The sequence below is a fragment of the Butyrivibrio fibrisolvens genome (assembly GCF_037113525.1).
Classification (GTDB): Bacteria; Bacillota; Clostridia; order Lachnospirales; family Lachnospiraceae; genus Butyrivibrio; species Butyrivibrio fibrisolvens.
In genome coordinates, this window is the sequence record NZ_CP146963.1 from 1,759,122 (window position 1) to 1,783,308 (window position 24,187).

Here is a 24,187-nt window from a genome sequence, read left to right on the forward strand (position 1 = left end):
GGGAAGATATAGTTGTGGCTAAAAAATTAAGTGAAGACAAAAGAAATATCGTTTTAAACGGGAATATATATCATGCGGTGCTGATGCTGGCAGTGCCTGTAATGATCAACAGTTTTATACAGTCGCTGTATAATCTGACAGATACTTACTGGCTTGGAGTGCTGGGAACAGAGTACCAGTCTGCAATCACGCTGGTATCGCCTTTCCAGTCTATACTCCAGAATTTCGGTTCTGGTATCACGGTCGCAGGTTCGATCCTTATAGCCCAGTATCTTGGTGCCCATAATGACAAAGAAGCTTCGAACATGGCTAATCATGTTTGTGTTTCGACACTTATTTTTTCAGTGATATGCGCTATTTTATGCTTCCTGATCTCGCCGCCTCTTGTATCCTGGCTTGGTGCGACAGGGCTTCAGTACGATTACTCTCTTATATACATAAGGATCGTTATACTTGATATGCCTCTTTTGTACATGATCAATATCTATTCGTCGGTACATCAGGCTCAGGGCGATTCTGTGCGTCCTATGCTTTTAAATCTTGTAGGAGCGCTGGTCAATCTTGTGATGGACCCGCTTCTTATGGTCGTGCTTCATTTTGGTATTGCAGGTGCTGCTTTTGCAACGCTTTTTGCAAAGCTTCCTGGCGCTATTATTGCTCTTTATTCTCTTACAAGAAAGGACCAGGTCATAACCCTTCATTTCAAGGGATTCAGGTTTGAAAAAGAGAAACTCCTTAGCATAGTAAAAATAGGTCTTCCAACCGCTATAGGACACAGCACCATGCAGTTTGGCTTCCTTCTTATGAGTAGAAGCGTACAGGCATATGGCATGATCGCAACAACTGCTTATGGTATAGGCAACAAGATCAACTCCATAATCACCCTTCCCAATAATGGAATCGGCTCTGCCATCAGTACTATTGTGGGCCTTAACATAGGATCAGGTAATAAGAAAAGAGCTGACAAGGCTTACAGGATAGCGCTTCGAATGGCTTTCGTGTATCTTCTTATCGCAGGCCTAATCCTTTCAAGACCGCCAATAGCTTCTTTTATGGTAAAAACACTTACATCTGATGAACAGGTTATAACGCTTGCTACAGATTTCTTGTGCCTGATGGCTTTCTGGTGCTGGACTAATGCATTTTATAACGTGACGATGGGCATATTCCAGGGAAGCGGACATACTCTTGTGACTATGATCGTTGATGCATCAAGACTGTGGGTGTTCAGGTTTGCAACACTTTTCATCTGCCAACATGTCCTTAAGATGGGCGTCGAGTCGATATGGTATTCGGTTGTAGTATCCAATGCAAGTTCTGCAGCAATACTTTTTGCCCTGTATTTTACCGGACTTTGGAAAAAAGACGTTATTAAGGCGAAATAATTGGTATAATGATAATAAATATTTTTTATAAAATTCTTCAAAAAATATGTGACGGATTATGGGGATACTCCGTCATATAGTGTGTAAGGCACAAAAAACAAAATATTTCTTTTTATATGGAGGGAGATTATGAAAAAGAATAAGTTATGGTTATCAACAATACCGGCCTTAGTACTTGCTATGGCGATCACAGGATGCGGAGGAAGAAGTGACTCTGCAGAGGCTCCGTCTTACTCAGAATCAAAGAGTGGTAGTGCGGCTGTATATTATGATCAGACAATGACTGAGAAGGCTGCGGCTGAAAATTATGATCAGACAATGACTGAGGATGCTGCGGCTGAATCTGCTGATATGGCAGACAATAGCACAACAGAAGTTGATGAGTCATCACAGACTTCAGACAGAAAACTTATCACAACAGTTCGTATCGATTCAGAGACTATTGATTTTAACGAGACTACAGGCTGGGTTGAAGCAAGAACCAGCGAGCTTGGAGGATATATTGAATCCAGTAGCATCTCAGTAAATGGCGGATATTACTACAATGAGAAGTATACAGATCTTCACAGAGCTGATTATACAATCCGTATACCTGAATCTAAGCTTGGAGATTTCCTTGTAGATGTTGAGGGCAGAACCAACATAACATACAAGAATCAGAGCGTTGAAGATGTAACTCTTACATACACTGATATTGTTGCTCGTCAGGAAGCTCTTGAAACAGAGAAAGAAGCTCTTAAAAAGCTCATGGAGCAGGCTGAGTCCATGGATGATCTGATCGTTATCCAGTCACAGCTTACAGAAGTTCAGTACCAGATCGATTCCATCAAGTCACAGCTTCGCGTTTATGATAACAAGATCGACTATAGCACTATCTATTTAAATATCGTAGAAGTTGAGCCTGATAACCTTACAGTTACAGAGAAGCAGAGCGTCGGACAGAGAATCGTTGAAGGTTTCTTATCAAGCCTTAAGAAAACAGGAAACTTCCTTCTTGAGCTTGGAATCGGCATCATCGTTAACCTTCCTCAGCTGATCCTTTTTGCAGCTGTTATCATAGTTGTCGTTCTTATTATCAGAAAGTCAAATCGCAAGAAGGCAGAAGAGAGACAGAAGAGATTCAATAAGTTTAACGTTTTCAAAAAAGATAATGATACAGAAAATAATGTATTAAATGCTCAGGTGCAGGAAAATGCAGAAGAGAAGGGCAGCGTAAACGCACAGGATAATAAGGAAGAGAATTAACGTAAAAACTCATCCGAAAAGATAACTTTATAAGACAGATATGGAAAGGTTAACCCGAAACAGATAACCTGAAAAGACTGATCCAGTAAGACTAATCCGAAACATATTTTCATTTATGAAAGAGTGGTCTATGGAAAAGAATAAATCTTCAAGGGAAATAGTAACAAAGCGTATTACAGAAATGATACTCACAGGTCAGCTTAAGCCTGATGATCAGCTCCCTCCTGAGAGGGAGCTGGCTGAGAGTATGGGTATCAGCAGAAATCTGTGTGCAGACATCATAAAAGAACTTGAAAAGAAAGGGCTTCTTGTCGTTGTTCCAAGGCAAGGAGTCTTTGTCAATGATTTTAGGAAAAACGGCAATATACATACGCTTGAAGCTCTTATGAAAGCTGATTTCGAACTTCAGCCAAAAGAGATCGCTTCGATCATTGAGTATAAATGGGGTATTGAGACTCTTACATGCAAAAGGGTTATTCAGAACGCCACAGATGAAGAGATAGAAAGGCTCGGCAAGTTTCTGGATAATATATTGGAAGCAGATTCGCCAAATAAGGCTGCTCTTTGCGCATATGAGTATTATCACGAACTTGCAGTACTTAGCGGAAATACCATTGTTCCAATGCTGACTGCAGGGTTTAAGAAGGTTACGGTTGGTCTGTGGACCAGATATGCTCAGAATTATGGAACGCAGCAGCTTTATAAGAGCCTTGCGGAAGTTTATTTTTACATAAATAAAAGAGATTTCGATGGAGTCATCAGGCAGATAAGCCAGTCTACGACTGATACTATAAGCGGAGACTACAGCATATATAAGCAATTCCCACATTAAAAAGTACTTGAAATGCATTATTGGTAGGCGTTAAAATGTGTTCTGGTAAATACGACATAGAAATGCATCCATGCATTTCTAAACATGTCTATATTACATCCTGTAATACGACATAGAAATGCATCCATGCATTTCTGAACATGTCTATATTACATCCTGTAATACGACATAGAAATGCATCCATGCATTTCTAAACATGTCTATATTACATCCTATAATAGTGACATAGAAATTAAATAATCAGGAGAATATTCAGCTATGAACAAGATTGGTTTTGATAACGACAAATACCTGAAGATGCAGAGCGAGCAGATTCGCAGACGTATCAGCGAATTCGGCGGTAAGCTTTACATGGAGTTTGGTGGCAAGCTTTTCGATGATTTTCACGCATCAAGAGTACTTCCGGGATTTCTTCCTGATAGTAAGATCACTATGTTAAAAGAGCTTAAGGATCAGGCAGAGATAGTTATAGCGATCAATGCAGCTGATATTGAGAAAAATAAGGTTAGAGGCGACCTTGGAATCACTTATGATATGGATCTTTTAAGACTTGCGGACGCATTCCGTGAGGAAGGCCTCTATGTTGGTTCTGTTGTTCTTACCAGATTTGCTGAGCAGCCATCAGCAATTGCTTATGAGAAAAAACTTAAAGCACTGGGACTTAAAGTTTACAGACATTATCCTATTGAAAATTATCCTTCAGACATTTCACTTATTGTAAGTGATGAAGGTTTTGGAAGAAATGATTATATCGAAACAACTCATCCACTTGTTGTAATTACAGCTCCGGGACCTGGAAGCGGTAAGATGGCAACATGTCTTTCCCAGCTCTATCATGAAAATAAGAGAGGTGTTAAGGCTGGATATGCCAAGTTTGAGACATTCCCAATCTGGAATCTACCTCTTAACCACCCTGTTAACCTTGCATATGAAGCAGCAACTGCTGACCTTGATGATGTTAACATGATCGATCCTTTCCATCTTGAGGCATATGGCGAGACTACAGTTAACTACAACCGTGATATCGAAGTATTCCCGGTTCTTAATGCTATGTTTGAAAAGATCTCTGGAAAGTCTCCATATAAGTCACCTACAGACATGGGTGTTAACATGGCCGGAAAATGTATCTTTGATGATGAAGCAGTTTCAGCAGCAGCTAATCAGGAGATCATCAGAAGATATTATCAGGCACTTTGCGAATACCGTAAGGGTAATGCAGAGATGGAGCCTGTTCGTATCATAGAGCTTCTTATGAACAAGGCTGGCATTTCTACAGCAGACAGACCTGTTGTTGCAGCAGCTAACCTTAAAGCTGAGCAGACCGGCGGTCCTGCAGCAGCTATGGAACTTCCAAATGGCAAGATACTTACAGGTAAGACATCTGTTCTCCTTGGCGCATCTTCAGCTCTTTTACTTAATGCACTTAAAGAGCTTGCTGGAATAGACGACAGCGTAGAGCTTATCCCTCCGGATTTCATCGAGCCTATCATGAAGCTTAAGAGCAATTGCCTTGGCGATCACTCTTCACTTCTTCATCTTAATGAGATTCTTATCGCACTCTCAGTTACAGCTGTTAACAACGAGAATGCAAGAAAAGCTCTTGAGCATATTCCGGATCTTAAGGGATGCGAAGCACACAGCTCAGTTATCCTGTCTCAGGTTGATGAGAATGTGTTCAAAAAGCTTGGCGTGAACCTTACATGCGAAGCGCATTACGAGAGCCAGAAGCTCTATCATAAATAAATGAAATAGCTGGTCTTGGGGGATTCCTGGGACTGGCAGTTTATAAATGATTTTAGTGTCTCAAAAGTATTAAAATTCAAGGTTTGATATATGCGCTTTTATATTCTGGGATCCATAAACTACAGGATGTAGTCACGACATGTTTAGAAGTTCATGGATGAACTTCTATGTCGGAAACTCGCTTCGCTCAAACATGTGGATCCCAAACAGAATATAAAAACCCATCTATCAAACTCTTGAATTTGATAATACTTTTGAAGACACTAAAATCATTTATAAACTGCCAGCCCCAGGAATCTGCAAGATTTAGATGTATTTGAGGTTAGAATATGCTGGTACATAATGAAGAAGATTTTAAGTATATAATGCAGGATTTTGAGAAGTACTATATTGGAGCAAGATATAGCTATGATGAGCTTATATCTTCGAATTTTGTGCCATTTAAGCTTAAAACCATCATTGAAAAGTATATAGCTAAGGATATTGATAAGAGTGCTACGCTTGAAAGCCACTTCTATTTTATGGATGACGAAGGCTTTGACTACAGAGTTTGTAGGCAACTTCGTTTAAGACTTCGCTGCTCGGTTCTTGTAAGCCCTCATGTAGATGGCGTAGAAGATAAGTATACTGAAAAAATATATCCTATAGATAAGCTTGTGAAGTTATCTTCACAGGATAAGATGGATAAGGGACTGGTGATAAGAGAACTTATAATAGGTAAGTTGTCTCTTTTGATGTTCCAGGTGTAACTCTTGGAAGCAGTAAAACCTGGTGATAATCAATACAGCTTATATTACAGCCATTCTTTTTTCTGTAATTTTTTAAGATAGTTCTTTTTAAAATCTCTTCTATTTCCGAAGAAGTTTACCTGCAGCTTCAACAGGATCATTGACATGTTTTTTCTCTATATAAAATGATTTATAACAAATATCCAATTGACGGACAAATGCTACCATTTTATTAAATATTCGTCGTCGCTCAGCTAATGTCATATCCTTATATATTTCTTCTTTCCTAATGATTGGGCCAGTATGAATACATAAATCATGTAGGCCGCGATAATCTAATTCTGTATCTAACTTTGCTATGTCATTGGAAATATCGACCGACTGGTCATGAAAAACCATTGTAATTATATAATATGGTGAATGACTGGAATACTCTCCAAAATCACCTGATTCATCTATGAAAATACTTAGTTATTTCACGAAGTTGCTCCCATAAAAAATGGCGGGGAACTTCCCCGCCCATGATGGACCTGGGTCTTTCGACCAGCCCTTATTTGTTCTATTATTATATAACAAATCGTTATATAAATCAATAATTATAGGCGAGCTTAACAGCGGAATCTATCAAAATAGTTACAGTTCAGACCCTATCTTGAGATAAGAAGACCGGTAGACTACACTTGATTCATCAAGTCGATCTACCGGCCTTTTGTCTATCGAAGATCTTCGATACGCTGTCATACACGCTGGATTCTGGATCCTGTCTTAATGACAGAAGCATACTCATGCTCTGACAGAGGTAATCAATGCTCGCATCCGAGCGGAAACTCATGACTTGGTGCTGCTTGCGTTTATAGGCACGCAAAAGACGTTCCGCCATGTTATTGTTGTGCGGAACTCTTATATCATGTAAAAACAGCAGATGGCTGGACCTATACTTTGCCATGCGCCTGTATAAGTTATAGCCTTCCCTATAGTATTTACTGGGTGGAATATATTCGTATTCTTCTCGGGCTTCTTCCAGGATGCTGTCATATCTTTCTTCAAATTCCATGACAGTTTTTTCATCAAATCCTGTGGTTTCATCAATGCCGTTTCGGTAATGAACCATTTCCCGCAGAAGTTTATACATCTTCTTATTCCATTTCCGATCAGGCTCATTCTGTATGCTGTCTTTACAGTATCTCAGGATATGAGCGATACATTCCTGATGGCCACTGCCATAATTATAAAAGGTGGTGTCATGGTCATGGATGAATATCGCTGACTGGTTAAGGTCGACAGGGGTATCTTTTATTCCTGCATGACCTTTGTTTTCCCTGAAATAGTACTGGGCAGTCCCATCCGGAGCAGCAACAATAAATACAAATCGACTGCTTCCATTGCTTCTGGCATTGGTGTTATCTGTATGGAGTACAGGCTTCTGCATCAGTGATGCAAAAAGCTCTTTCTTTTCCTTATCCGTTTTCATGGAGAATTCTTTGGAGAGACCATTGACCATGCCTTTTGAAATGCTCAGTTTTCCGTCAGTGAGATCTGAAATAAGTTTGATGGTCTTGTCTATGGAGACACAGCATTCATTATTAAGGATGAATGCAAGTGCTTTGACGCTGCCGCCATAGTTTACGTCATTGATATATCCTTCAGGGAACTGCGCGTGGGATCTTTCGCCCGTCTTTGAATTATAGTAGACTTCAGCAGCGTATTCGTTAACATCCAGGAAAAACCTCAGATTTATCATCTGTTTACGGATGACTTTGCCGGTTTTCTTGAAGTCAGGATCTTCAAGTACTTCTTCCGGTGGAGGCAGCATAATAACTGGCTCTGATACAGCCTGCTTTTTTCGACCGTAACCTTTGTGCCCAGGCTGACCGCCTGGACGTCTGCCGCTTTTTTCTCTGCTGTTGGATATTTTCTTGTGATTTGGAGACTGGGAAGATGGTTTAGAAGAGTTCTCATAATCTCTGTTGATCTGAGCCGTCAGTTTAAGATTCTTTCCCTGTTCTTCTTCAAGCTCAGTTTTTACTTCATATAATTCACGCCTTTGTTCAGCGACCTTGTCCAGGGCAGCATCTCGCTGCTGCTCCACCAGGATGATGCGCTTCTCGAGCGCTCTGATCCTGGCATCTTTAGCAGCGATTTCTTTCTGATGATCCTTATAGACATCTTCAATGGTGTCCCACCATTTATTTCTGACATCTATAGTCTGTGCGTGAGCCTTGGACAGCTCGACTTCAAGTTTGTGTATGTGGCATTCTTCAGTATAAAGCATACTCTTATACTGAGCATCCATCTGCAGATACTTGGATCCGTTCTTGAAGGCATCAACCTGTGCCTGAAGATTCTTGACGCGGTACTGTAGAGTTGTAATTATTTCATACTGATAGTCGTTCATAGAAGTGATTACTTAGCCTTTAACTGTTTTATTTCTGCTTTGAGAGATTTGATGAGTATTTCTTGTGCTTCACATTTCTTTTGAAGCTTTTCATATAGCTTTTTGTAGTCGGGTTCTTTTTCTTCGGTTTCCGCGGTCTTTCTATGTCTTCCATCAGTTGGAACCATTTCACCGGTTTCCGGATCAATCCTTCCGATCAGTGTTCTTTTTGCCCGGCTCTGCTTTTTTCTTTGTCCCAGTATGCCTTGGATTCATACACGTAAGTAATACCGGTTCGTTTGTCTAACTGCTTAATTATGCCCATGGTGTGCTCCTTTCAAATATACATCGTTACGTTTATATTATATATCATAACGATTATAAATGCAATAGAAAACCCAGAAAAAATCAGATTTTTTCTGGGTTTGTGACAATTTTAATATGTGATTTTTAATCGTTAGGGTTGTGCGTCAAGCTAGGGTCTGAACCAATGTCAGTAAGTTAAGAAGGATAGATGTTATTACTAGAACTGATAATTAGCATTATTATGGTCGGAATCGATAGTTAAAAATTATTTCCAAGCTGATATGAATTCACAAGTGACTTTTGAGCATGACAAATAGGCAGATGCAAATCTGCCGCTCACATAGTATTCTATTATTGGTATAATAGCTATTACTTGAATCTATAAGTAAAGCTAGACGGATTTCGGAATCTATGCTGGCGGGCATATTTCCGATCGCGCCTGATAGGAAGCAAATTTTTTCCTATCAGGTTTTCTACATCAGGTGGATCTTCTCCAGCATGTAAGCTTAGAAAATAATGACATGCTTTGTAGGCAACAGAATAGTTGACTTGATATATGTGCTTTCCGCCTTTTTGAATGATTGTAACATGCCCCGTAATTATAGAGCAGAAATTGTAAAGAATAAGACGTGCCCAGATTTCCATTTCAATATATTTACGAGTTTTTGAATGGAAGTTAGCTGCACCAATCACATGTTTAAGCTCTCGGAATGAAGTTTCTACATTCCATCTGAGATTGTATAGATATTTGATTTCCTCCATTGAGAACTTATCAACCGGAAGATTGGTAATAATGTTTTCATATATATTTTCAGAGATTTTAAATCGGAGAACACGGAGAGATAATTGATACTCACTCCGCTCGCTTGGAGTAATGTAATCGAATTTTACTTCTGGACATATATATTTGTACTGTTCGGACAATTCTGGATGTTGGCGTTTCTTTTTAGATTGACTCCGGGTAAGTATACGATTGATAGAAATATCGAAGCCATCTTCAGTAAAAATATAATCTGCACCAAGAAGTCTTTGAGTCTTTATGTCAGTGGCACGAATAAGGAAATATGCATTATGTTCAATTGCGTGCGCGAATACATTAAAAGAATGGAATCCTCGATCTGCTATAAATATAGGTTTTTGATCAGGGACATAGTGATGGCGATCAATAAGATCACATAAGGCTTGAAACTCATTTTTCTTTCTGATTGGTTGCACAGTACAATCGGTATAGCGTTTTGATAACAGCTCAAACAGTGGAATTATATGTATTTGATTATAACCATTTGTAGTTTTACCATCTGGTGGGAAATATGACTCTTCATCCTTTGGATTTCTGGTAAAGGTGAAAGAAGAACCATCGGCAGCTAAAAGAAGATATTTACCCTTATAAAGTTTGTATGGGTATAAATCATTGAATGTATGTGACAAAAAAGGTAAAGCATCTGTAGACAATTTACATCGTTGTTGTATAAATGCAGAGTTAGTCGGTGTATTTACTTGAAATGAAAAATAATTAAGAAGCTCATCTTTAATAGTTCCCGCCTCCATTGATAACATAAGATGAATTAAGGAAGAAAAATCAAGCTTTCTGTTTCTAGAAAAAAACTTGTCAGGATTAATAGAAAACTTTCCTGCATCTTTTGACATGTTAGAAATAATATTAAGTAGCGAATCTTTGACTTGTAGAGCAAATGACATTTTTGAACCTCCTTGAAATTGAAACAATGATTACATTGCTAATTTCAAGGGCCGCTCTAACTACCTCTTAAAAATCAATCAGTAGTTAGAGCGGCCGCATATTTGATTCACTATGTCAACTGTTTTATATAAAAAATGAGTTAGACCCTAAATAAAGAATCTAACTCGTGATGTTAACTAAATGACATTGGGTCTGAACTGTAACTCAAAATATCCAATAAATCAATTGGTGAAAGGAACATTTCAATGAGCAATAATTATAATGAGTATTGCATGAAATTTTCAAATGAAGAAATTGAAGAATATTTGATTAATAGTATTTTAGAAAAAGGGAAACAGATATATGAATATAGAATTAGTAAAAGAGATGAACATGGCCATAAAAAGCAATGATATAGAAAAAGTTAAGAGACTTATAGAATGCAATGAAGGAATGCTTAATACAATAACTCCTTTTGGTACATTTTTGCACTATGCATCGATGTTTGGTATGTATGATATTGTTAAACTACTAATAGAGTGTGGAGCGGATGTAAATATTAAAGGAGGCTCAGGAGATTGTGGAGCAATAACACTAGCTGCATTCGAAGGATATAAAAATATAGTTGAGTTATTATATGATAATGGAGCAATTTTGGATACTAGTACATTTGCGAGAAATCCTTTATTTGCAGCTATAGTAGACAACCATTTTGATATAGTTACGTATATTGTGGAAAAAGGAATCGACATTAAAGCTTCATATGCAATTGGAGATATAGAATCATGTGATGCATATGAATATGCCAGACAATATGGTCGTACAGAAATTGCAGCATATTTGAAAGAAAAATTGGAGTAATAAAGCTTTTGCGTAAAATGAATAATAGTAAAAATATTAAAATTTTCCAGGATCATAGAAAATGGCTCCAAACACTTGGAAATGAAGGCCAAAAACTTGTTCTTGATAACGAATAATAATCTAGCATTAATCGGGTTTTTTTTAATCATATCTAGATTTGGATATCCTTGGACCGGATGGAAGACTTGTTGGTCATCCTAATCCTCATGAACATATTTTCAATAATGATTTTGATAATCATTATTGGCATAGAGAGGATCCAAGCCCATTTTATAGATGATAGAGGAGATGATAAATATGGATTGCTATATTGATATTATTATATCTGAAGATGATTTAAATGGCTGCGGAATTTTAGAATCAACAATTACTTGGGGAGGAGAAAAAATAGGGAAAACTCCTCGAGAGTTTGTAAAAGGCAATATAAAATTTTGCTTGTTAGATACAAGCTTTTATACATGTGCTATTAAAAATAGAATTATTTTACATGTTTCATCAGGGTTACATGATATTGAAGTGAAGTCGAATATATAAAGAAAGAATCTATTGACGAAAATAATATTTATCAATTGGTAGAAGAAATTACTAAGTTATCAGAGTTTATGATAGTTATTGGAAGTTATGATGAAAAAATACAAGATGTAGTTGAATATGATGAAGGGGACGATTTAAAAAGAATTTTTTATAAAGCATTAAATTGGGATAATCCTGTTGGAACAGTTATACGGCGAGTAAAATAAGAATTACTATTTTGTATCTTGTTGTGAAGATGAGCTTGGAAGTACCATGTACCTCACGGGAACAGACGGAGCAGCATATAGCTCTTACTCCTATGATCCTTTTGTAAACAGGATAGATCCAAAGACAGGAAAGCTGAAAAAAAGCATAACTCAAAGGCATGATTATACAGTAGATGGAAATATCATACAGCCCTTTGCATTTACAGACTATATGGGAATTCAAGTTTGCAAAACCTAGACAGTCAGGGTAATTGCCTGTAATTATACATGCTCAATTTAATGGTTGGCATTAGAAATGGAGACAATTATGGAGAATAGAACAAATATAATACTTGAAGAATATATTCCATTAAAGATTATAATTAATAAAGATGATGAAGCGGTTGATTATTTAACATTTTCAAAGAATAATATGTCATATATTGAGCTTACATTTGGAATTAATAGTCATTTTTTAAAAAGAGTTACGCTGTTGTCTAGCCATGATTTTGAGTACTCTGATGAAAGGTTGTTGATTGATAAATATATAGAAACAAATATATGTATATTAAAAAATAAAATAAAATGTGATATTTTTAAAACTATAATATATCAGAATGGAGCAAAAATTATTTTATCGTCAGAAAAGGCTTCGAGATATGTAAAGGTGGGAAATGTTTTTCTTGGTTTATCAAATAATAAAGCTATTGTTAATATATGCGTTTGTGAAATGAGTCTAATGGAATTGAATCACTTAAAGAATGAATTAGAATTACAATAGTATTATTTTGTGATAAAAATGAAGCTGTTGATAGCTACTTTGAAGAAGGGGGTGGAATCTATGGTTGGGAAGAAGAGGAGGATATTGTGATTGATTATGCAATGTTTGTAAAGTGTGCAGAACTTGCGTATTCAATCTATAGTGAAAATTATGCCATAATAATTTGAGTATATTATGTTATCTATCATTATATATTTGAATTGTAATAATCTATAATCCCTGATATTATAATAGTACTTAGGGCTGATCGAAAGATCCGGGTCCACATGATGACGGGCGGGGCGCTCGTCATTTTTTCTTTATTGATTATACAGCTAGTCCGATGGACCACACCCGGGCAATGAGCTATACAGGTATCATGTAAAGATGATTATAGCGTTTTTAAAGTAGGTGAGATTGGATGATAAGTTCGTTGATGGAATATAATGGATATCACGCAAAGGTAGAATTTGATCAGGAAGATCAGATTTTTATTGGACTTGTTCTTGGAATAAATGATTCTTTAAATTTTCATGGAGAGTCAGTAAAAGAGCTTACTCAGTCTATGCACGACTGCATAGATAATTATTTTGATTACTGTAAAAAGATTGGAAAAGAACCTGAACGTGATTTTCATAAAGCATAGATGTGATACGATGCGGACATGCTGGAAATAGATTGATTATCGCTAATACGATAATTGCTATTTGATTTATAGAAGTTGCAAACAAGTCTCCTTCATGCTAACATCTAAATGTTCTTAAAGTTCTGAAAATATCTGAGGCATATCTGCCAGACATTTCAGCATTTAAGATTAAAAATCTAGCATAAAAAATGCTAAAATTATTGACAACCGGCAGGATATACCCTAAAATAAATCATGTGATCAATGTGGCGGGAGATGAGTTATATCGCATTATCACTGGATTTTCATTAGTATTTTCATTAGTACATCCTAAATTTTTTCAAAATAATAAAATATCTGCCGGAGAGGAAGAATCTCTTTTTACAAGAGGTTATGCGCGTATGCGCAGGAAAGGAAAGTATGGAAAGAGAAGAAAAACAGAAAGCACTTGAAGCTGCCCTTGGACAGATTGAGAAACAGTACGGTAAAGGCGCAGTTATGAAACTGGGTGATCCCACTAATCAGATGAGCGTTGAGACTACACCTACAGGTTCACTCAGCCTTGATATCGCTCTTGGACTTGGTGGTATTCCTAAGGGACGTATTGTTGAGATATATGGACCTGAATCTTCAGGTAAGACAACAGTTACACTTCACATGATCGCAGAAGTTCAGAAGAGAGGCGGAATTGCAGGCTTCATCGATGCTGAGCACGCTCTTGATCCTGTATATGCAAGGAATATTGGCGTAGATATCGATAACCTCTATATTTCTCAGCCAGACAGCGGTGAGCAGGCTCTTGAGATCACAGAGACAATGGTACGTTCAGGCGCTATTGATATCGTAGTAGTTGACTCTGTTGCAGCGCTTGTTCCTAAGGCTGAAATTGATGGAGAGATGGGTGATTCACATGTAGGTCTTCAGGCAAGACTTATGTCACAGGCTCTTCGTAAGCTTACAGCGGTTATCAGCAAGTCTAACTGTACAGTAGTATTCATCAACCAGCTTCGTGAGAAGGTTGGTGTTATGTTTGGTAACCCTGAGACTACTACAGGTGGTAGAGCTCTTAAGTTCTATTCATCAGTTCGTCTTGATGTTCGTCGTACAGATTCCATCAAGGTTGGCGGCGAAGTAGTTGGTAACCATACAAAAGTTAAGATCGTTAAGAACAAGATCGCTCCGCCATTCAAGACAGCAGAGTTTGATATCATGTTCGGTAAGGGAATCTCACAGTCAGGTGATATCCTTGATCTTGCTGCTAACATCGATATTGTTAACAAGTCTGGTGCATGGTACCAGTACAACAGCGAGAAGATCGGTCAGGGTCGCGAGAATGCTAAGGCATATCTTGAAGAGCATCCTGAAGTTATGGCTGAGATCGAAGGAAGAGTTCGTGAGTTCTACAACCTTCCTTTAGATGAGTTCTCTAAGGCTCAGGCAGCTAAAGCTTCTGATGAAGCCGGCGAAGAGACAGCAGCTAAGAAGACAACTAGAAAGAAAGCTGCTTCTGAAGACTAAGGCGTGTTATTTTACTAAGACTAAAGAAAAATCACTTTTGTCTAATAAGCCTATTTACAGAATCTTTTGAACAAAAAGACAAAAATATAAGTTGGAGGCATTTAACCGTGCTTCCAACTTTTTTCAAATTAGCTGATCTTAGGAGATTTTCTGTATAGAAAGGTAAATTCATGACTATCACATCCATTAAAGAATATGATCGCAAAAGATCTCAAATATACATAGACGGCGAGAAAGCATTCCTTTTATATAAAGGAGAAATTCGCAAGTATAAGCTCGAAGAAGGCGGAGAAATAGACCAGCTTACCATTGACGTAATAATCAGGGAAGTCCTTTGTAAACGCGCCATACTTCGTGCAATGAACCTCTTGCAAAAACGTGACTATACAGAGTATAAGCTAAGAGAAAAGCTAAATGATGGCGGTTACCCTCAAAGCTGCATCGATGATGCCATAGATTACGTCAAGAGTTATAACTACCTTGATGACAGAAGATATGCAGAAGATTACATAAGATACTACATGGAATCCAGAAGCAAAAAACGTATCATGCAGGACCTTGCTCAAAAAGGAATAGATAGAGACCTTATTACTGAAATCATAGATGAATCCTATTCTTCTGATGACAGCAACGTAGAACTAGAACAGATCAAGCACCTACTAAATAAAAAACACTATTCTCCTGATCTGGAATATAAAGAAAAACAAAAGATCATGGCCTTTTTATATAGAAAAGGCTATAGCACAGAACTTATATACAAAGCTATGGATATGGACTAATACATCCCAAAATAACTGCTCCCCGGTATGCCGTGGGAGCAGTTATTAAATTAAGATCAATACCTTGAAGATTCCTGAGGGTGGCAGTTAATAAATGATCCTGGTGTCTTTGAGAGTTTTTTTAAATTCAAGAGCGTGATATCTGGAGTCTTATATTCCGTTTAGGGTCCGCATGTTTGAGCGTAGCGAGTTCCCGACATAGAAGTTCATCCATGAACTTCTAAACATGTCGTAACTACGTCCTGTAGTTTCGGACCCTGGAATATAAGACTCCAGATATCATGCCTTGAATTAAAAAACTCGAGAGACACCAGGATCATTTATTAACTGCCACCCTCAGGAATCCTCCGCTATGCCCAATTAATAATTATTGTTTTAGATTTTATTTATGTTGAATTTAGGTTGGGTGCGTAAAATGACATTCATAGACAAGCAACGTGTGAAACGAAAGGCATGGAGGAAGACATATATGCAAGGAAGACACGAAATCAAACACTGTATAAGCCTGGCAGACTACTACGTTTTGCGACAAAGGTTACGGGCTGTATTAAAACAGGATAAGCATGTTGGCCCCACCGGTCAGTATATGATCCGTAGCCTTTACTTTGATTCCTACGATGACAGAGCTTTGAAAGAAAAGTTGGACGGCGTAAGGGACCGCGATAAATATCGTATCCGCTATTACAACTTAGATACTTCCGTTATTCATCTTGAGAAAAAGAGTAAGCGTGTAGATATAGGATTCAAGCAATCGGCATCTCTTACACCGCAGCAGTGTCAAAGGATAGTTGATAACGACTTTGAATGGATGAAAGATCATGAGCATCCTCTGGTTCAGGAACTTTACCGAGGGATGAAATATGAAGGTATAAGACCTAAGACAATAGTTGATTATACAAGAGATCCATTTACTTACTCGGCAGGGAATGTCCGGGTAACACTAGATCATCACATTAGGAGTGGACTACGGTGTACGGATTTCTTAAATCCTGATTGTGTAACGATCCCTGTGGCTCCGGATGTGATAGTCCTTGAAGTTAAATGGGACAATTTCCTGCCTGACCTCGTAAGAGATATTGTTCAGGTTGAAGACACCAGAGCAACAGCGTTTTCAAAGTACGCAATATGCAGGATATTCGAATGAATTAAAGCATTATGAAGTTCTGATTACGAAAATACATCAGGGTTCATTCTGAAATAAGTAATACAAAACATGAAGCAGATACAATTTATATCTATATATACCAATAATAAGTAATTCAAAGAAGGAGTATTAAAAATGAGTTTCAGTGATATCTTTAAATCAAGTTTCTTAGAGAATGTAGCATCAGTAAGTATTTTGGACATGGTGATCGCCCTTGCCCTGGCATTTGGAATCGGCGTATTTATCTTTTTTGTCTATAAAAAGACTTTTCAGGGAGTTATGTATTCTCCAAGTTTTGGCGTAACACTTATAGCACTTACAATGATCTCGACCCTGGTAATACTGGCAGTAACATCCAACGTAGTTCTTTCACTTGGTATGGTCGGTGCGTTGTCCATTGTTCGTTTCAGGACTGCGATCAAAGATCCTCTTGATATAGCATTTTTGTTCTGGTCAATTGCAGTTGGTATCGTTCTTGCAGCAGGTATGATCCCGCTTGCAGTGTTCGGAAGTATTATCATCGGCCTTGTTCTTGTTCTTTTTGTTAACCGCAAGACATACGTTAAACCATATATAATTGTTGTATCACTTGAAGATGAATCTGCAGAAAAAGAAGTTATGGACTTCATCAAAGCTAATACAGACAGACTTATCCTTAAGGGCAAGACAGCTCGCAAAGGCAGTATCGAGCTTACATATGAAGTAAGACTTAATTCTGAAGACACAACATTTGTAACAACTCTTGGAAACAAGAAGTACGTTGATAGCGCAGTACTTGTAAGCTATAACGGTGAGTATCAGTAATAAGCTTTTGAAGAAAAAATAGCTACATATTCTTTTGACATTGAGACAGAAATCCTCACTTGCTGCGGATTTCGTAATATAAGAACTTAAAGGCTAATCTTACGACTAACTCCGCGAATTGGTGTCGCGAGCTCCACCAATATCGAATCATTAGTCACTCGTTTCACTCGCGGCATTAGATTAGGAGTACCCAAATATGTCTTTTAACAAATACACAGGAATAGTCTGTACCATAATTACACTGATGACTGTGCTTGTTGCTATTGTATTTATGAATGCTGAAAAATTAGGTGTTTCCAGTGTAACATCTGATATATCTGCTGATGAAAACGGCGCTTTTTCAGACAGAGATCTGGATTCTTCCTATACAGAATCCTCAGCAATTTATATAGATTTAAGTGATATAGACGGATATACAAGTGGCGGAGCATATGAACTTGATGGAGATCTGTATATTGCAACAGCAGGAACATATGTCTTAAGCGGCACACTTGAGAACAATCAGGTTATAGTAAATGCTTCTGATGCAAAGGTTCAGATAGTACTTAATGGAGTTACGATCACCAATGACAGCTTGCCAGCAATATATGTGGCAGCAGCTGATAAGGTGTTCATAACACTTGAAGAAGGATCTGAGAATGTAATTGAATCTGCAGGGTTAAGTGAAGAAGCTGCAATAGCAGCAGATGTTGATGCAGCCATATATTCAAGTTGCGATCTTACGATCAATGGTTCAGGAACGCTTTATGTTACAGCAACAGGCGGGCATGGTGTTAAGAGTAAGGATGATCTGGTAATAACAGGTGGAAACATCACAGTTACAGCGGATGATAATTGTCTTGTGGGAAAAGACTCTGTTCGTATATGTGATGGAATTTTAAACCTGACGGCGGGTAATGATGCTATAAAGGCAAATAATGATTCCGATGAAGATAAAGGATATGTAACTATCACGGGTGGTGAATTTACAATTACAGCTGATCATGACGGTATTTCTGCTGTTACTTATGTGGATATATCAGGTGGAAGCTTTGATATCACAACAGGCGGCGGATATGAAAATGCAGCAGCTCATACAGATGAGATGATGCCGGGCGGCGGAAATATGGGCGGCGGCAGACATGATATGGATGGCGGAAATGCACCTGGAAATGGCGATAATACAGAATCTTCGGATACAGAAGAAACACCAGAGATGGGTGAAGCACCTGACATGAATGGCGATATGCCAGAGATGGGTGAAGCCCCTGAAATGGATGGTGACATGCCGGAGATGGGCGAAGCACCTGAAATGGATGGTGACATGCCGGAGATGGGCGAAGCACCTGAAATGGATGGTGATATGCCGGAAATGGGCGAGGCTCCAGATATGAATGGAGATAATTCTGAATCATCAGACCAGGTAGAAACAGTTGATGCATCAGAAACTGAAGACGAAGAATCCGACAGCTCTAAAGCAATCAAAGCAGGAACTAAGATTACAATTTCAGGCGGAGCGATAGTAATCAACAGTTCTGACGACGCGATCCACAGCGACGGAGACCTTCTTATCTCAGACGGCACGATCACTATTTCCACAGGTGATGATGGATTACATGCAGAGAACGAACTTAATATAGAAAACGGAACTGTCGTAATTGAAACAAGTTACGAAGGAATAGAAGCATATTTTATCAACATCTATGATGGAGATATAAGCGTAACATCAACAGATGATGGAATGAATGCTGGCGGCGGCTCAGATTCTTTTTCCATGATGGGTGGTCAGATGCCTGGTGGCATGAATCATGACAATATGGACAGTGCTGATGCCGGAAGTTCTGACCGTGAAGATTCAGACAACATAAATACTGATGAAAATAGTATTGAAGGACGAGGCGAAGATGCGAATGTATCTGACGGTCAGGAGGTAGATGAAAGCGATTCAGAAGATACCGAGATCCAGTGCCTTGCAATCTACGGCGGCAATATATACGTAAATGCAGCAGGCGACGGTCTTGATTCTAACGGCGATCTTATCATCTACGGTGGCAACATTATAGTTGACGGTCCTGAGAACGGAGCTAACGGTTCCCTTGACTCCGGTACAGAAAGCGGCGGCGAACTTATCGTTAATGGCGGTACAGTTATAGCACTCGGAAGCTCAGGAATGCTTGAGTCCTTCTCTGATACTTCAGAGCAGAACTCATTCGTAGTTGTTTTTGATGAGGGATATGTATCAGGAGATGTTATTACAATAACTGATCCTGACGGCAATGTAATATACGAATATACAGTAGCAAAGAGCGGAACAGCAGTTATATTCAGCAGTGCTGACCTTGTACTTGGACAGACTTATACTGTTTCAATAAATGGTACAACATCAGAAGAAATAACTTTAGATAGTGTATCTTCAGGTTCTGTTTCCTCTATGGGAGGCATGATGGGACCGGGAAAAGGCGGCGACGATGCCTCCCGAGGCTAATCCTATCCTTGACAGAGAGCCATTACAGGCGTAAACTTAAGTTATTGTAAAATTGTATAAACAAATGCTGATTTTGGGCATGATATACAAAATATTGTACAATGAAAACTGAATAAGGAGGTGCTCCTGTAATGAGTATTAGTATTACTACGGTTGTAATTATAGCAGTAGTAGTAGCTGCACTTTCTGTCATCATTACCGTTAACGTTAACAATGCACGTCATAAGAAAAATGACGCAGCTAAGATCGGCAGTGCTGAAGAAAGAGCAAGAAAGATCATTGACGATGCCCTCAAATCTGCAGAAGATACGAAACGTGAAAAACTCCTTGAGGTAAAGGAAGAGTCCCTGAAGACTAAGAATGACCTGGAAAAAGAAGTTCGTGACCGCAGAGCAGAAATTCAGCGCTCTGAGAGACGTATACAGCAGAAAGAGGAGAATGTCGAGAAGAGATCAGAAGCGATCGAAAGAAGAGAGCAGAGCCTGAGTGCCCGCGAGGAAAATCTTACAAAGAAGACCGCGGAGATTCAGAAGCTTGATGAGGAGAGACGTAAGGAACTTGAGAAGATCTCAGGACTTACAGCTGATCAGGCTAAAGAATACTTACTCAAGATCGTTGAAGATGATGTTAAGCATGAATCGGCAGTCATGATCAAGAACATCGAAGCCGAGGCTAAGGAAGAAGCTGATAAGAGGGCTAAGGAGATTGTGATAGGAGCCATCCAAAGATGCGCCGCAGACCATGTCTCTGAATCTACTATTTCAGTTGTTCAGTTGCCAAGCGACGAAATGAAAGGACGTATTATTGGACGAGAGGGTCGTAATATTCGTACACTCGAGACCATGACAGGTGTTGATCTTATCATTGATGATACACCTGAAGCTGTCGTTATTTCTGGTTTTGATCCTATCCGTCGTGAAGTTGCGAGAGTTGCTCTTGAGAAACTCATCGTAGATGGTCGTATCCATCCTGCAAGAATTGAGGAAATGGTTGAGAAGGCAAAGAAGGAAGTTGCCACTCAGATCAAAGAAGAAGGCGAAGCAGCATCAATGGAAGCTGGAGTTCATGGACTTCACCCTGAAATCATCAAACTTCTCGGAAGACTTAAATTCCGTACAAGTTATGGGCAGAATGTTCTTAAACACTCGATTGAAGTATCTCAGTTGTGCGGTCTGATGGCAGGCGAGCTTGGCCTTGACATCCGTATCGCTAAGAGAGCAGGACTTCTTCATGACATCGGTAAAGCCGTTGACCATGAAATGGAAGGCTCACACGTACAGCTGGGTGCAGATATCTGTCGCAAGTACAAGGAGTCAGCTCTGATCACCAATGCTGTCGAGGCACACCATGGTGATGTTGAACCTCAGTCTCTGATTGCAGTTCTGGTACAGGCAGCAGATGCTATTTCTGCAGCTCGTCCTGGTGCAAGAAGAGAGACGCTGGAGACATATACCACAAGACTTAAACAGCTTGAAGATATCACTAACAGCTTTAAGGGCGTTGAAAGCTCTTATGCTATTCAGGCAGGACGTGAAGTTCGTGTAATGGTAGTTCCGGATCAGGTTACAGATGCCGATATGGTTATTCTGGCACATGATATTTCTCAGAAGATTGAAGCTGAGATGGAATACCCTGGACAGATCAAAGTCAATGTCATCCGCGAGAGCAGAGCAACAGATTTCGCAAAATGATGCTTGCGAAGTTGCATAACCTAAAATGAAAACAATAAAAGAGTCGAACTTGTTTCGGCTCTTTTTGAATTAATGGCATAGTTGTTTTGATCTTGTACTCGTTACGGTATATTCTGAATTCATGATAGATTCTATGATGATTTGAAGTTGCGCACATTTTATAAATGTTTTAGAATAAAGAGCTGTTATTGCCTTGTGAAGATGGTTAGTATATGCTAACATATTTTTGATGATTTATTTATATATTATAAAAGACAGGGGGCATTAATTATGCACGAATCAGGGGAAGATTATCTCGAAACCATATATATATTAAAGAAAAGAAATGGAAGTGTTCGTTCTGTAGATGTGGCCAACGAACTTAATTTTTCCAGACCAAGTGTATCAAGGGCTGTAGGTATCCTTAAGGAAGATGGATATCTGACAGTAGGTGAGGACGGAGAACTTGTCCTTACAAAACTTGGCACAGAGAAAGCCAAGAATGTATATGACAGACACACCAGTCTTACAAAGTTTTTGATGCTCACTGCCGGCGTTGATGAGCAGACCGCAGAAACAGATGCCTGCAGGATCGAACATATAATAAGTGCCAGCACCTTTGCTGGAATCAAGAAGTACATTAAGGAGAATAGTAAATAAGCCGATCAATTCTTTGGACAAGTACCGGCAAAGCAGTACTAGTGCCGAATGAAGATAAAAGGTTTATTTACGGAAGGATTTAAATGCTCCCAGATAAGTTCATAAATAGAATGAAATACATGCTGGGCCAGGAATGCGACGCGTTTCTGGTCTCTTTTGAATGTGAGAGAAGTAAGGCACTTCGCCTTAATCCGCTAAAGCTCCAGGGCGGAAGGGATGAGGCTAAAGGTAAGCTGCCTTATGAGACCAAAGACATCTTATGGGAAGAGAATGGTTTTGTGTACAAGGACGAGGACGAGCCGGGTAAGTCTGCGCTTCACATGGCAGGCCTTTATTATATTCAGGAGCCAAGTGCCATGTCACCGGTTGCCTACCTTGATCCAAAGCCTGGTCACAGAGTCCTTGATCTGTGCGCAGCTCCCGGAGGAAAGAGTACTCAGATAGCCGGAAGAATGCAGGGTAGGGGAGTACTTATTTCTAATGAGATAAATGCAGGAAGAGCCAAGATCCTTTCTGAGAACATAGAAAGAATGGGCATTTCTAATGCTATGGTCTTAAATGAGACTCCGGAGAATCTGTCATCCCGCTTTGAAGGATGGTTTGACAGGATTCTGATCGACGCACCATGTTCAGGTGAAGGTATGTTCAGGAAAAATGAGGATGCTGTAACCAACTGGTCGCCTGATAATGTCAGACTCTGCGCGAACAGGCAGGACGGAATTCTTGATAATGCTGCGGCAATGCTGGCGCCAAATGGAAGGCTTGTATATTCTACCTGCACATTTGCTCCTGATGAAGATGAGGGAACTATCTACAGGTTCTTATTAAGGCATCCTGAGTTTAAAGTGTGCGAAGTACCTCTCTTTGAAGGAATGGACAGAGGTAATCCAGAATGGGCACTTATTGACAGTGCTGATGAAGGAACCTGGCACGATCAGCCTTCACAGGAAATCTCACAGCAGTTATCCGGCTGCATAAGACTATGGCCTCATCACCTTAAGGGAGAAGGTCACTTCCTTGCAGTCCTTGAAAGAGTTAATGAGGCAGAAGCCAAAGATGCAGATGCTGAGCCTGTAACCTACTGCCCAGGCGGATTCCAGCGAGGTATTAAGATTGAGCAGAAGAACATGAGTGCAAAAGAGCAGAATGACTCTAGCAATAATACCGATTCCTTTAAGGGGCTTTCTGATATTACCGGCAATGAAGCAGCAGATGCTCTGCCAGGAGCGGAAGTAAAGAAGGAAACCAAAAAGAAACTCAAAGCCAAAGACAGAAGAGCCATGGATAAAAACGCCGGAAGAAATCTCAAAGGATCTTCCAGAGGCGGAAGTGCTCTTGATATGGCAGCAAAGCTCTGGGAAGAATTTGCAGGCGAAGTTTTGACAGAGACTGGTTCTTCCAGACTTTACGGAACTTTATTTACTTTCGGAGATAATGTATATCTGGCTCCGCCCCTTATGCCTTCAACAGACAGGCTTAAGGTCATGCGTCCCGGACTTCATCTTGGAACTATAAAAAAAGACAGATTTGAACCTTCTCATTCACTGGCTCTTTTTCTAAGAATGGAAGATGTGAAGCATAGCGCGGATTATCCGGCAGACAGCCAGGAGATAAAGGACTTTACATCCGGTCTTACACTTAGCGCCGGTCTTGAAAATGCCTGGTATCTTATTACTGCGGATGGCTGCAGCATAGGCTGGGCTAAGAGTGACGGAAGAAGGCTCAAAAACCACTATCCTAAGGGCCTTAGGATAAATTATGCAGATTAAGAACAATTAAGTTGTTATTTTTACGAAAATTTTTACGAAAATCTATGATATAATAAGTCTGGATTATTGACTGAAGATATTTAAAAACAAAGAAACATAGATCGGTCCTGGATTTCAGTGGAT

The 24,187-nt window shown here is 39.2% G+C and carries 22 protein-coding genes; 18 read left to right on the top strand and 4 right to left on the bottom strand.

The window, feature by feature from the left end:
- The first annotated feature begins 14 nt into the window (after positions 1 to 14).
- The 5 genes from WAA20_RS07195 (at position 15) to WAA20_RS07215 (ending at position 5,954) form a co-directional block, all read left to right on the top strand.
- Entirely contained in the window at positions 15 to 1,385 is a 1,371-nt protein-coding gene (locus WAA20_RS07195; protein ID WP_073384479.1) for an MATE family efflux transporter, read from the top strand.
- 129 nt (positions 1,386 to 1,514) lie between these two features.
- Positions 1,515 to 2,630: a DUF4349 domain-containing protein gene (locus WAA20_RS07200; RefSeq protein WP_073384478.1), complete on the top strand. Its 1,116-nt coding sequence runs from the start codon at positions 1,515 to 1,517 to the stop codon at positions 2,628 to 2,630.
- Positions 2,631 to 2,760: 130 nt separating this feature from the next.
- The gene (locus tag WAA20_RS07205; RefSeq protein ID WP_073384477.1) at positions 2,761 to 3,462 is read left to right on the top strand and encodes a GntR family transcriptional regulator; all 702 of its coding nucleotides are present in this window, start codon (positions 2,761 to 2,763) and stop codon (positions 3,460 to 3,462) included.
- Between the two features lie 258 nt (positions 3,463 to 3,720).
- Positions 3,721 to 5,205: a DUF1846 domain-containing protein gene (locus WAA20_RS07210; RefSeq protein WP_073384476.1), complete on the top strand. Its 1,485-nt coding sequence runs from the start codon at positions 3,721 to 3,723 to the stop codon at positions 5,203 to 5,205.
- A 329-nt stretch (positions 5,206 to 5,534) separates the two neighbouring features.
- A complete protein-coding gene (locus WAA20_RS07215; protein ID WP_073384475.1) occupies positions 5,535 to 5,954 on the top strand; it encodes a hypothetical protein in 420 nt (139 codons plus the stop codon).
- A gap of 99 nt (positions 5,955 to 6,053) precedes the next feature.
- Here WAA20_RS07215 and WAA20_RS21050 read toward each other — a convergent pair whose 3' ends face one another.
- From WAA20_RS21050 to WAA20_RS07230, 4 genes are all read right to left on the bottom strand, one after another.
- Positions 6,054 to 6,398, bottom strand: a complete 345-nt coding sequence (locus WAA20_RS21050) for a DUF3800 domain-containing protein (protein WP_167562639.1) — start codon at positions 6,396 to 6,398, stop codon at positions 6,054 to 6,056.
- Positions 6,399 to 6,621: 223 nt separating this feature from the next.
- On the bottom strand, positions 6,622 to 8,328 hold the full coding sequence (locus WAA20_RS07220) for a transposase (protein WP_338801144.1): 1,707 nt from the start codon (positions 8,326 to 8,328) through the stop codon (positions 6,622 to 6,624).
- An 8-nt stretch (positions 8,329 to 8,336) separates the two neighbouring features.
- Positions 8,337 to 8,495, bottom strand: coding sequence for a hypothetical protein (locus WAA20_RS07225; RefSeq protein WP_338801142.1), 159 nt, complete (start codon positions 8,493 to 8,495; stop codon positions 8,337 to 8,339).
- A gap of 487 nt (positions 8,496 to 8,982) precedes the next feature.
- On the bottom strand, positions 8,983 to 10,311 hold the full coding sequence (locus WAA20_RS07230) for an IS4 family transposase (RefSeq protein ID WP_338800926.1): 1,329 nt from the start codon (positions 10,309 to 10,311) through the stop codon (positions 8,983 to 8,985).
- A gap of 343 nt (positions 10,312 to 10,654) precedes the next feature.
- Here WAA20_RS07230 and WAA20_RS07235 point away from each other — a divergent pair, with 343 nt between their 5' ends.
- The 13 genes from WAA20_RS07235 (at position 10,655) to WAA20_RS07295 (ending at position 24,064) form a co-directional block, all read left to right on the top strand.
- Positions 10,655 to 11,152: an ankyrin repeat domain-containing protein gene (locus tag WAA20_RS07235; RefSeq protein WP_073385045.1), complete on the top strand. Its 498-nt coding sequence runs from the start codon at positions 10,655 to 10,657 to the stop codon at positions 11,150 to 11,152.
- A 297-nt stretch (positions 11,153 to 11,449) separates the two neighbouring features.
- On the top strand, positions 11,450 to 11,686 hold the full coding sequence (locus tag WAA20_RS07240; RefSeq protein WP_338802572.1) for a hypothetical protein: 237 nt from the start codon (positions 11,450 to 11,452) through the stop codon (positions 11,684 to 11,686).
- A 35-nt stretch (positions 11,687 to 11,721) separates the two neighbouring features.
- Positions 11,722 to 11,892 carry a hypothetical protein gene (locus WAA20_RS07245; RefSeq protein WP_338802573.1) on the top strand — a complete coding sequence of 57 codons (171 nt, stop codon included), beginning with the start codon at positions 11,722 to 11,724 and terminating at the stop codon, positions 11,890 to 11,892.
- Between the two features lie 307 nt (positions 11,893 to 12,199).
- Entirely contained in the window at positions 12,200 to 12,652 is a 453-nt protein-coding gene (locus WAA20_RS07250; RefSeq protein ID WP_073385049.1) for a hypothetical protein, read from the top strand.
- A 400-nt stretch (positions 12,653 to 13,052) separates the two neighbouring features.
- Complete coding sequence (locus WAA20_RS07255) at positions 13,053 to 13,277, top strand: type II toxin-antitoxin system HicB family antitoxin (RefSeq protein WP_207649265.1); 225 nt, start codon at positions 13,053 to 13,055, stop codon at positions 13,275 to 13,277.
- Positions 13,278 to 13,676: 399 nt separating this feature from the next.
- The gene (recA, locus tag WAA20_RS07260) at positions 13,677 to 14,774 is read left to right on the top strand and encodes a recombinase RecA (RefSeq protein WP_073385348.1); all 1,098 of its coding nucleotides are present in this window, start codon (positions 13,677 to 13,679) and stop codon (positions 14,772 to 14,774) included.
- Positions 14,775 to 14,944: 170 nt separating this feature from the next.
- A complete protein-coding gene (locus tag WAA20_RS07265; protein WP_073385051.1) occupies positions 14,945 to 15,553 on the top strand; it encodes a regulatory protein RecX in 609 nt (202 codons plus the stop codon).
- Between the two features lie 469 nt (positions 15,554 to 16,022).
- Positions 16,023 to 16,697, top strand: a complete 675-nt coding sequence (locus WAA20_RS07270; protein WP_073385052.1) for a polyphosphate polymerase domain-containing protein — start codon at positions 16,023 to 16,025, stop codon at positions 16,695 to 16,697.
- 135 nt (positions 16,698 to 16,832) lie between these two features.
- On the top strand, positions 16,833 to 17,501 hold the full coding sequence (locus WAA20_RS07275; protein WP_073385054.1) for a DUF4956 domain-containing protein: 669 nt from the start codon (positions 16,833 to 16,835) through the stop codon (positions 17,499 to 17,501).
- A gap of 196 nt (positions 17,502 to 17,697) precedes the next feature.
- On the top strand, positions 17,698 to 19,965 hold the full coding sequence (locus tag WAA20_RS07280; protein WP_073385055.1) for a carbohydrate-binding domain-containing protein: 2,268 nt from the start codon (positions 17,698 to 17,700) through the stop codon (positions 19,963 to 19,965).
- Positions 19,966 to 20,096: 131 nt separating this feature from the next.
- Entirely contained in the window at positions 20,097 to 21,656 is a 1,560-nt protein-coding gene (gene rny / locus WAA20_RS07285; RefSeq protein ID WP_073385057.1) for a ribonuclease Y, read from the top strand.
- A 270-nt stretch (positions 21,657 to 21,926) separates the two neighbouring features.
- Complete coding sequence (locus tag WAA20_RS07290) at positions 21,927 to 22,295, top strand: metal-dependent transcriptional regulator (protein WP_073385058.1); 369 nt, start codon at positions 21,927 to 21,929, stop codon at positions 22,293 to 22,295.
- Between the two features lie 83 nt (positions 22,296 to 22,378).
- Entirely contained in the window at positions 22,379 to 24,064 is a 1,686-nt protein-coding gene (locus WAA20_RS07295) for an RsmB/NOP family class I SAM-dependent RNA methyltransferase (RefSeq protein WP_073385060.1), read from the top strand.
- Positions 24,065 to 24,187 lie beyond the last annotated feature (123 nt).

Bases quoted from the DNA above. Each gene is read 5' to 3' on its own strand.
- WAA20_RS07200 (WP_073384478.1), top strand. From the start codon at position 1,515: ATGAAAAAGAATAAGTTATGGTTATCAACAATACCGGCCTTAGTACTT.
- WAA20_RS07205 (WP_073384477.1), top strand. From the start codon at position 2,761: ATGGAAAAGAATAAATCTTCAAGGGAAATAGTAACAAAGCGTATTACA.
- WAA20_RS07210 (WP_073384476.1), top strand. From the start codon at position 3,721: ATGAACAAGATTGGTTTTGATAACGACAAATACCTGAAGATGCAGAGC.
- WAA20_RS07215 (WP_073384475.1), top strand. From the start codon at position 5,535: ATGCTGGTACATAATGAAGAAGATTTTAAGTATATAATGCAGGATTTT.
- WAA20_RS07220 (WP_338801144.1), bottom strand. From the start codon at position 8,328: ATGAACGACTATCAGTATGAAATAATTACAACTCTACAGTACCGCGTC.
- WAA20_RS07225 (WP_338801142.1), bottom strand. From the start codon at position 8,495: ATGGTTCCAACTGATGGAAGACATAGAAAGACCGCGGAAACCGAAGAA.
- WAA20_RS07230 (WP_338800926.1), bottom strand. From the start codon at position 10,311: ATGTCATTTGCTCTACAAGTCAAAGATTCGCTACTTAATATTATTTCT.
- WAA20_RS07235 (WP_073385045.1), top strand. From the start codon at position 10,655: ATGAATATAGAATTAGTAAAAGAGATGAACATGGCCATAAAAAGCAAT.
- WAA20_RS07240 (WP_338802572.1), top strand. From the start codon at position 11,450: ATGGATTGCTATATTGATATTATTATATCTGAAGATGATTTAAATGGC.
- WAA20_RS07250 (WP_073385049.1), top strand. From the start codon at position 12,200: ATGGAGAATAGAACAAATATAATACTTGAAGAATATATTCCATTAAAG.
- WAA20_RS07255 (WP_207649265.1), top strand. From the start codon at position 13,053: ATGATAAGTTCGTTGATGGAATATAATGGATATCACGCAAAGGTAGAA.
- recA (WP_073385348.1), top strand. From the start codon at position 13,677: ATGGAAAGAGAAGAAAAACAGAAAGCACTTGAAGCTGCCCTTGGACAG.
- WAA20_RS07265 (WP_073385051.1), top strand. From the start codon at position 14,945: ATGACTATCACATCCATTAAAGAATATGATCGCAAAAGATCTCAAATA.
- WAA20_RS07270 (WP_073385052.1), top strand. From the start codon at position 16,023: ATGCAAGGAAGACACGAAATCAAACACTGTATAAGCCTGGCAGACTAC.
- WAA20_RS07275 (WP_073385054.1), top strand. From the start codon at position 16,833: ATGAGTTTCAGTGATATCTTTAAATCAAGTTTCTTAGAGAATGTAGCA.
- WAA20_RS07280 (WP_073385055.1), top strand. From the start codon at position 17,698: ATGTCTTTTAACAAATACACAGGAATAGTCTGTACCATAATTACACTG.
- rny (WP_073385057.1), top strand. From the start codon at position 20,097: ATGAGTATTAGTATTACTACGGTTGTAATTATAGCAGTAGTAGTAGCT.
- WAA20_RS07290 (WP_073385058.1), top strand. From the start codon at position 21,927: ATGCACGAATCAGGGGAAGATTATCTCGAAACCATATATATATTAAAG.
- WAA20_RS07295 (WP_073385060.1), top strand. From the start codon at position 22,379: ATGCTCCCAGATAAGTTCATAAATAGAATGAAATACATGCTGGGCCAG.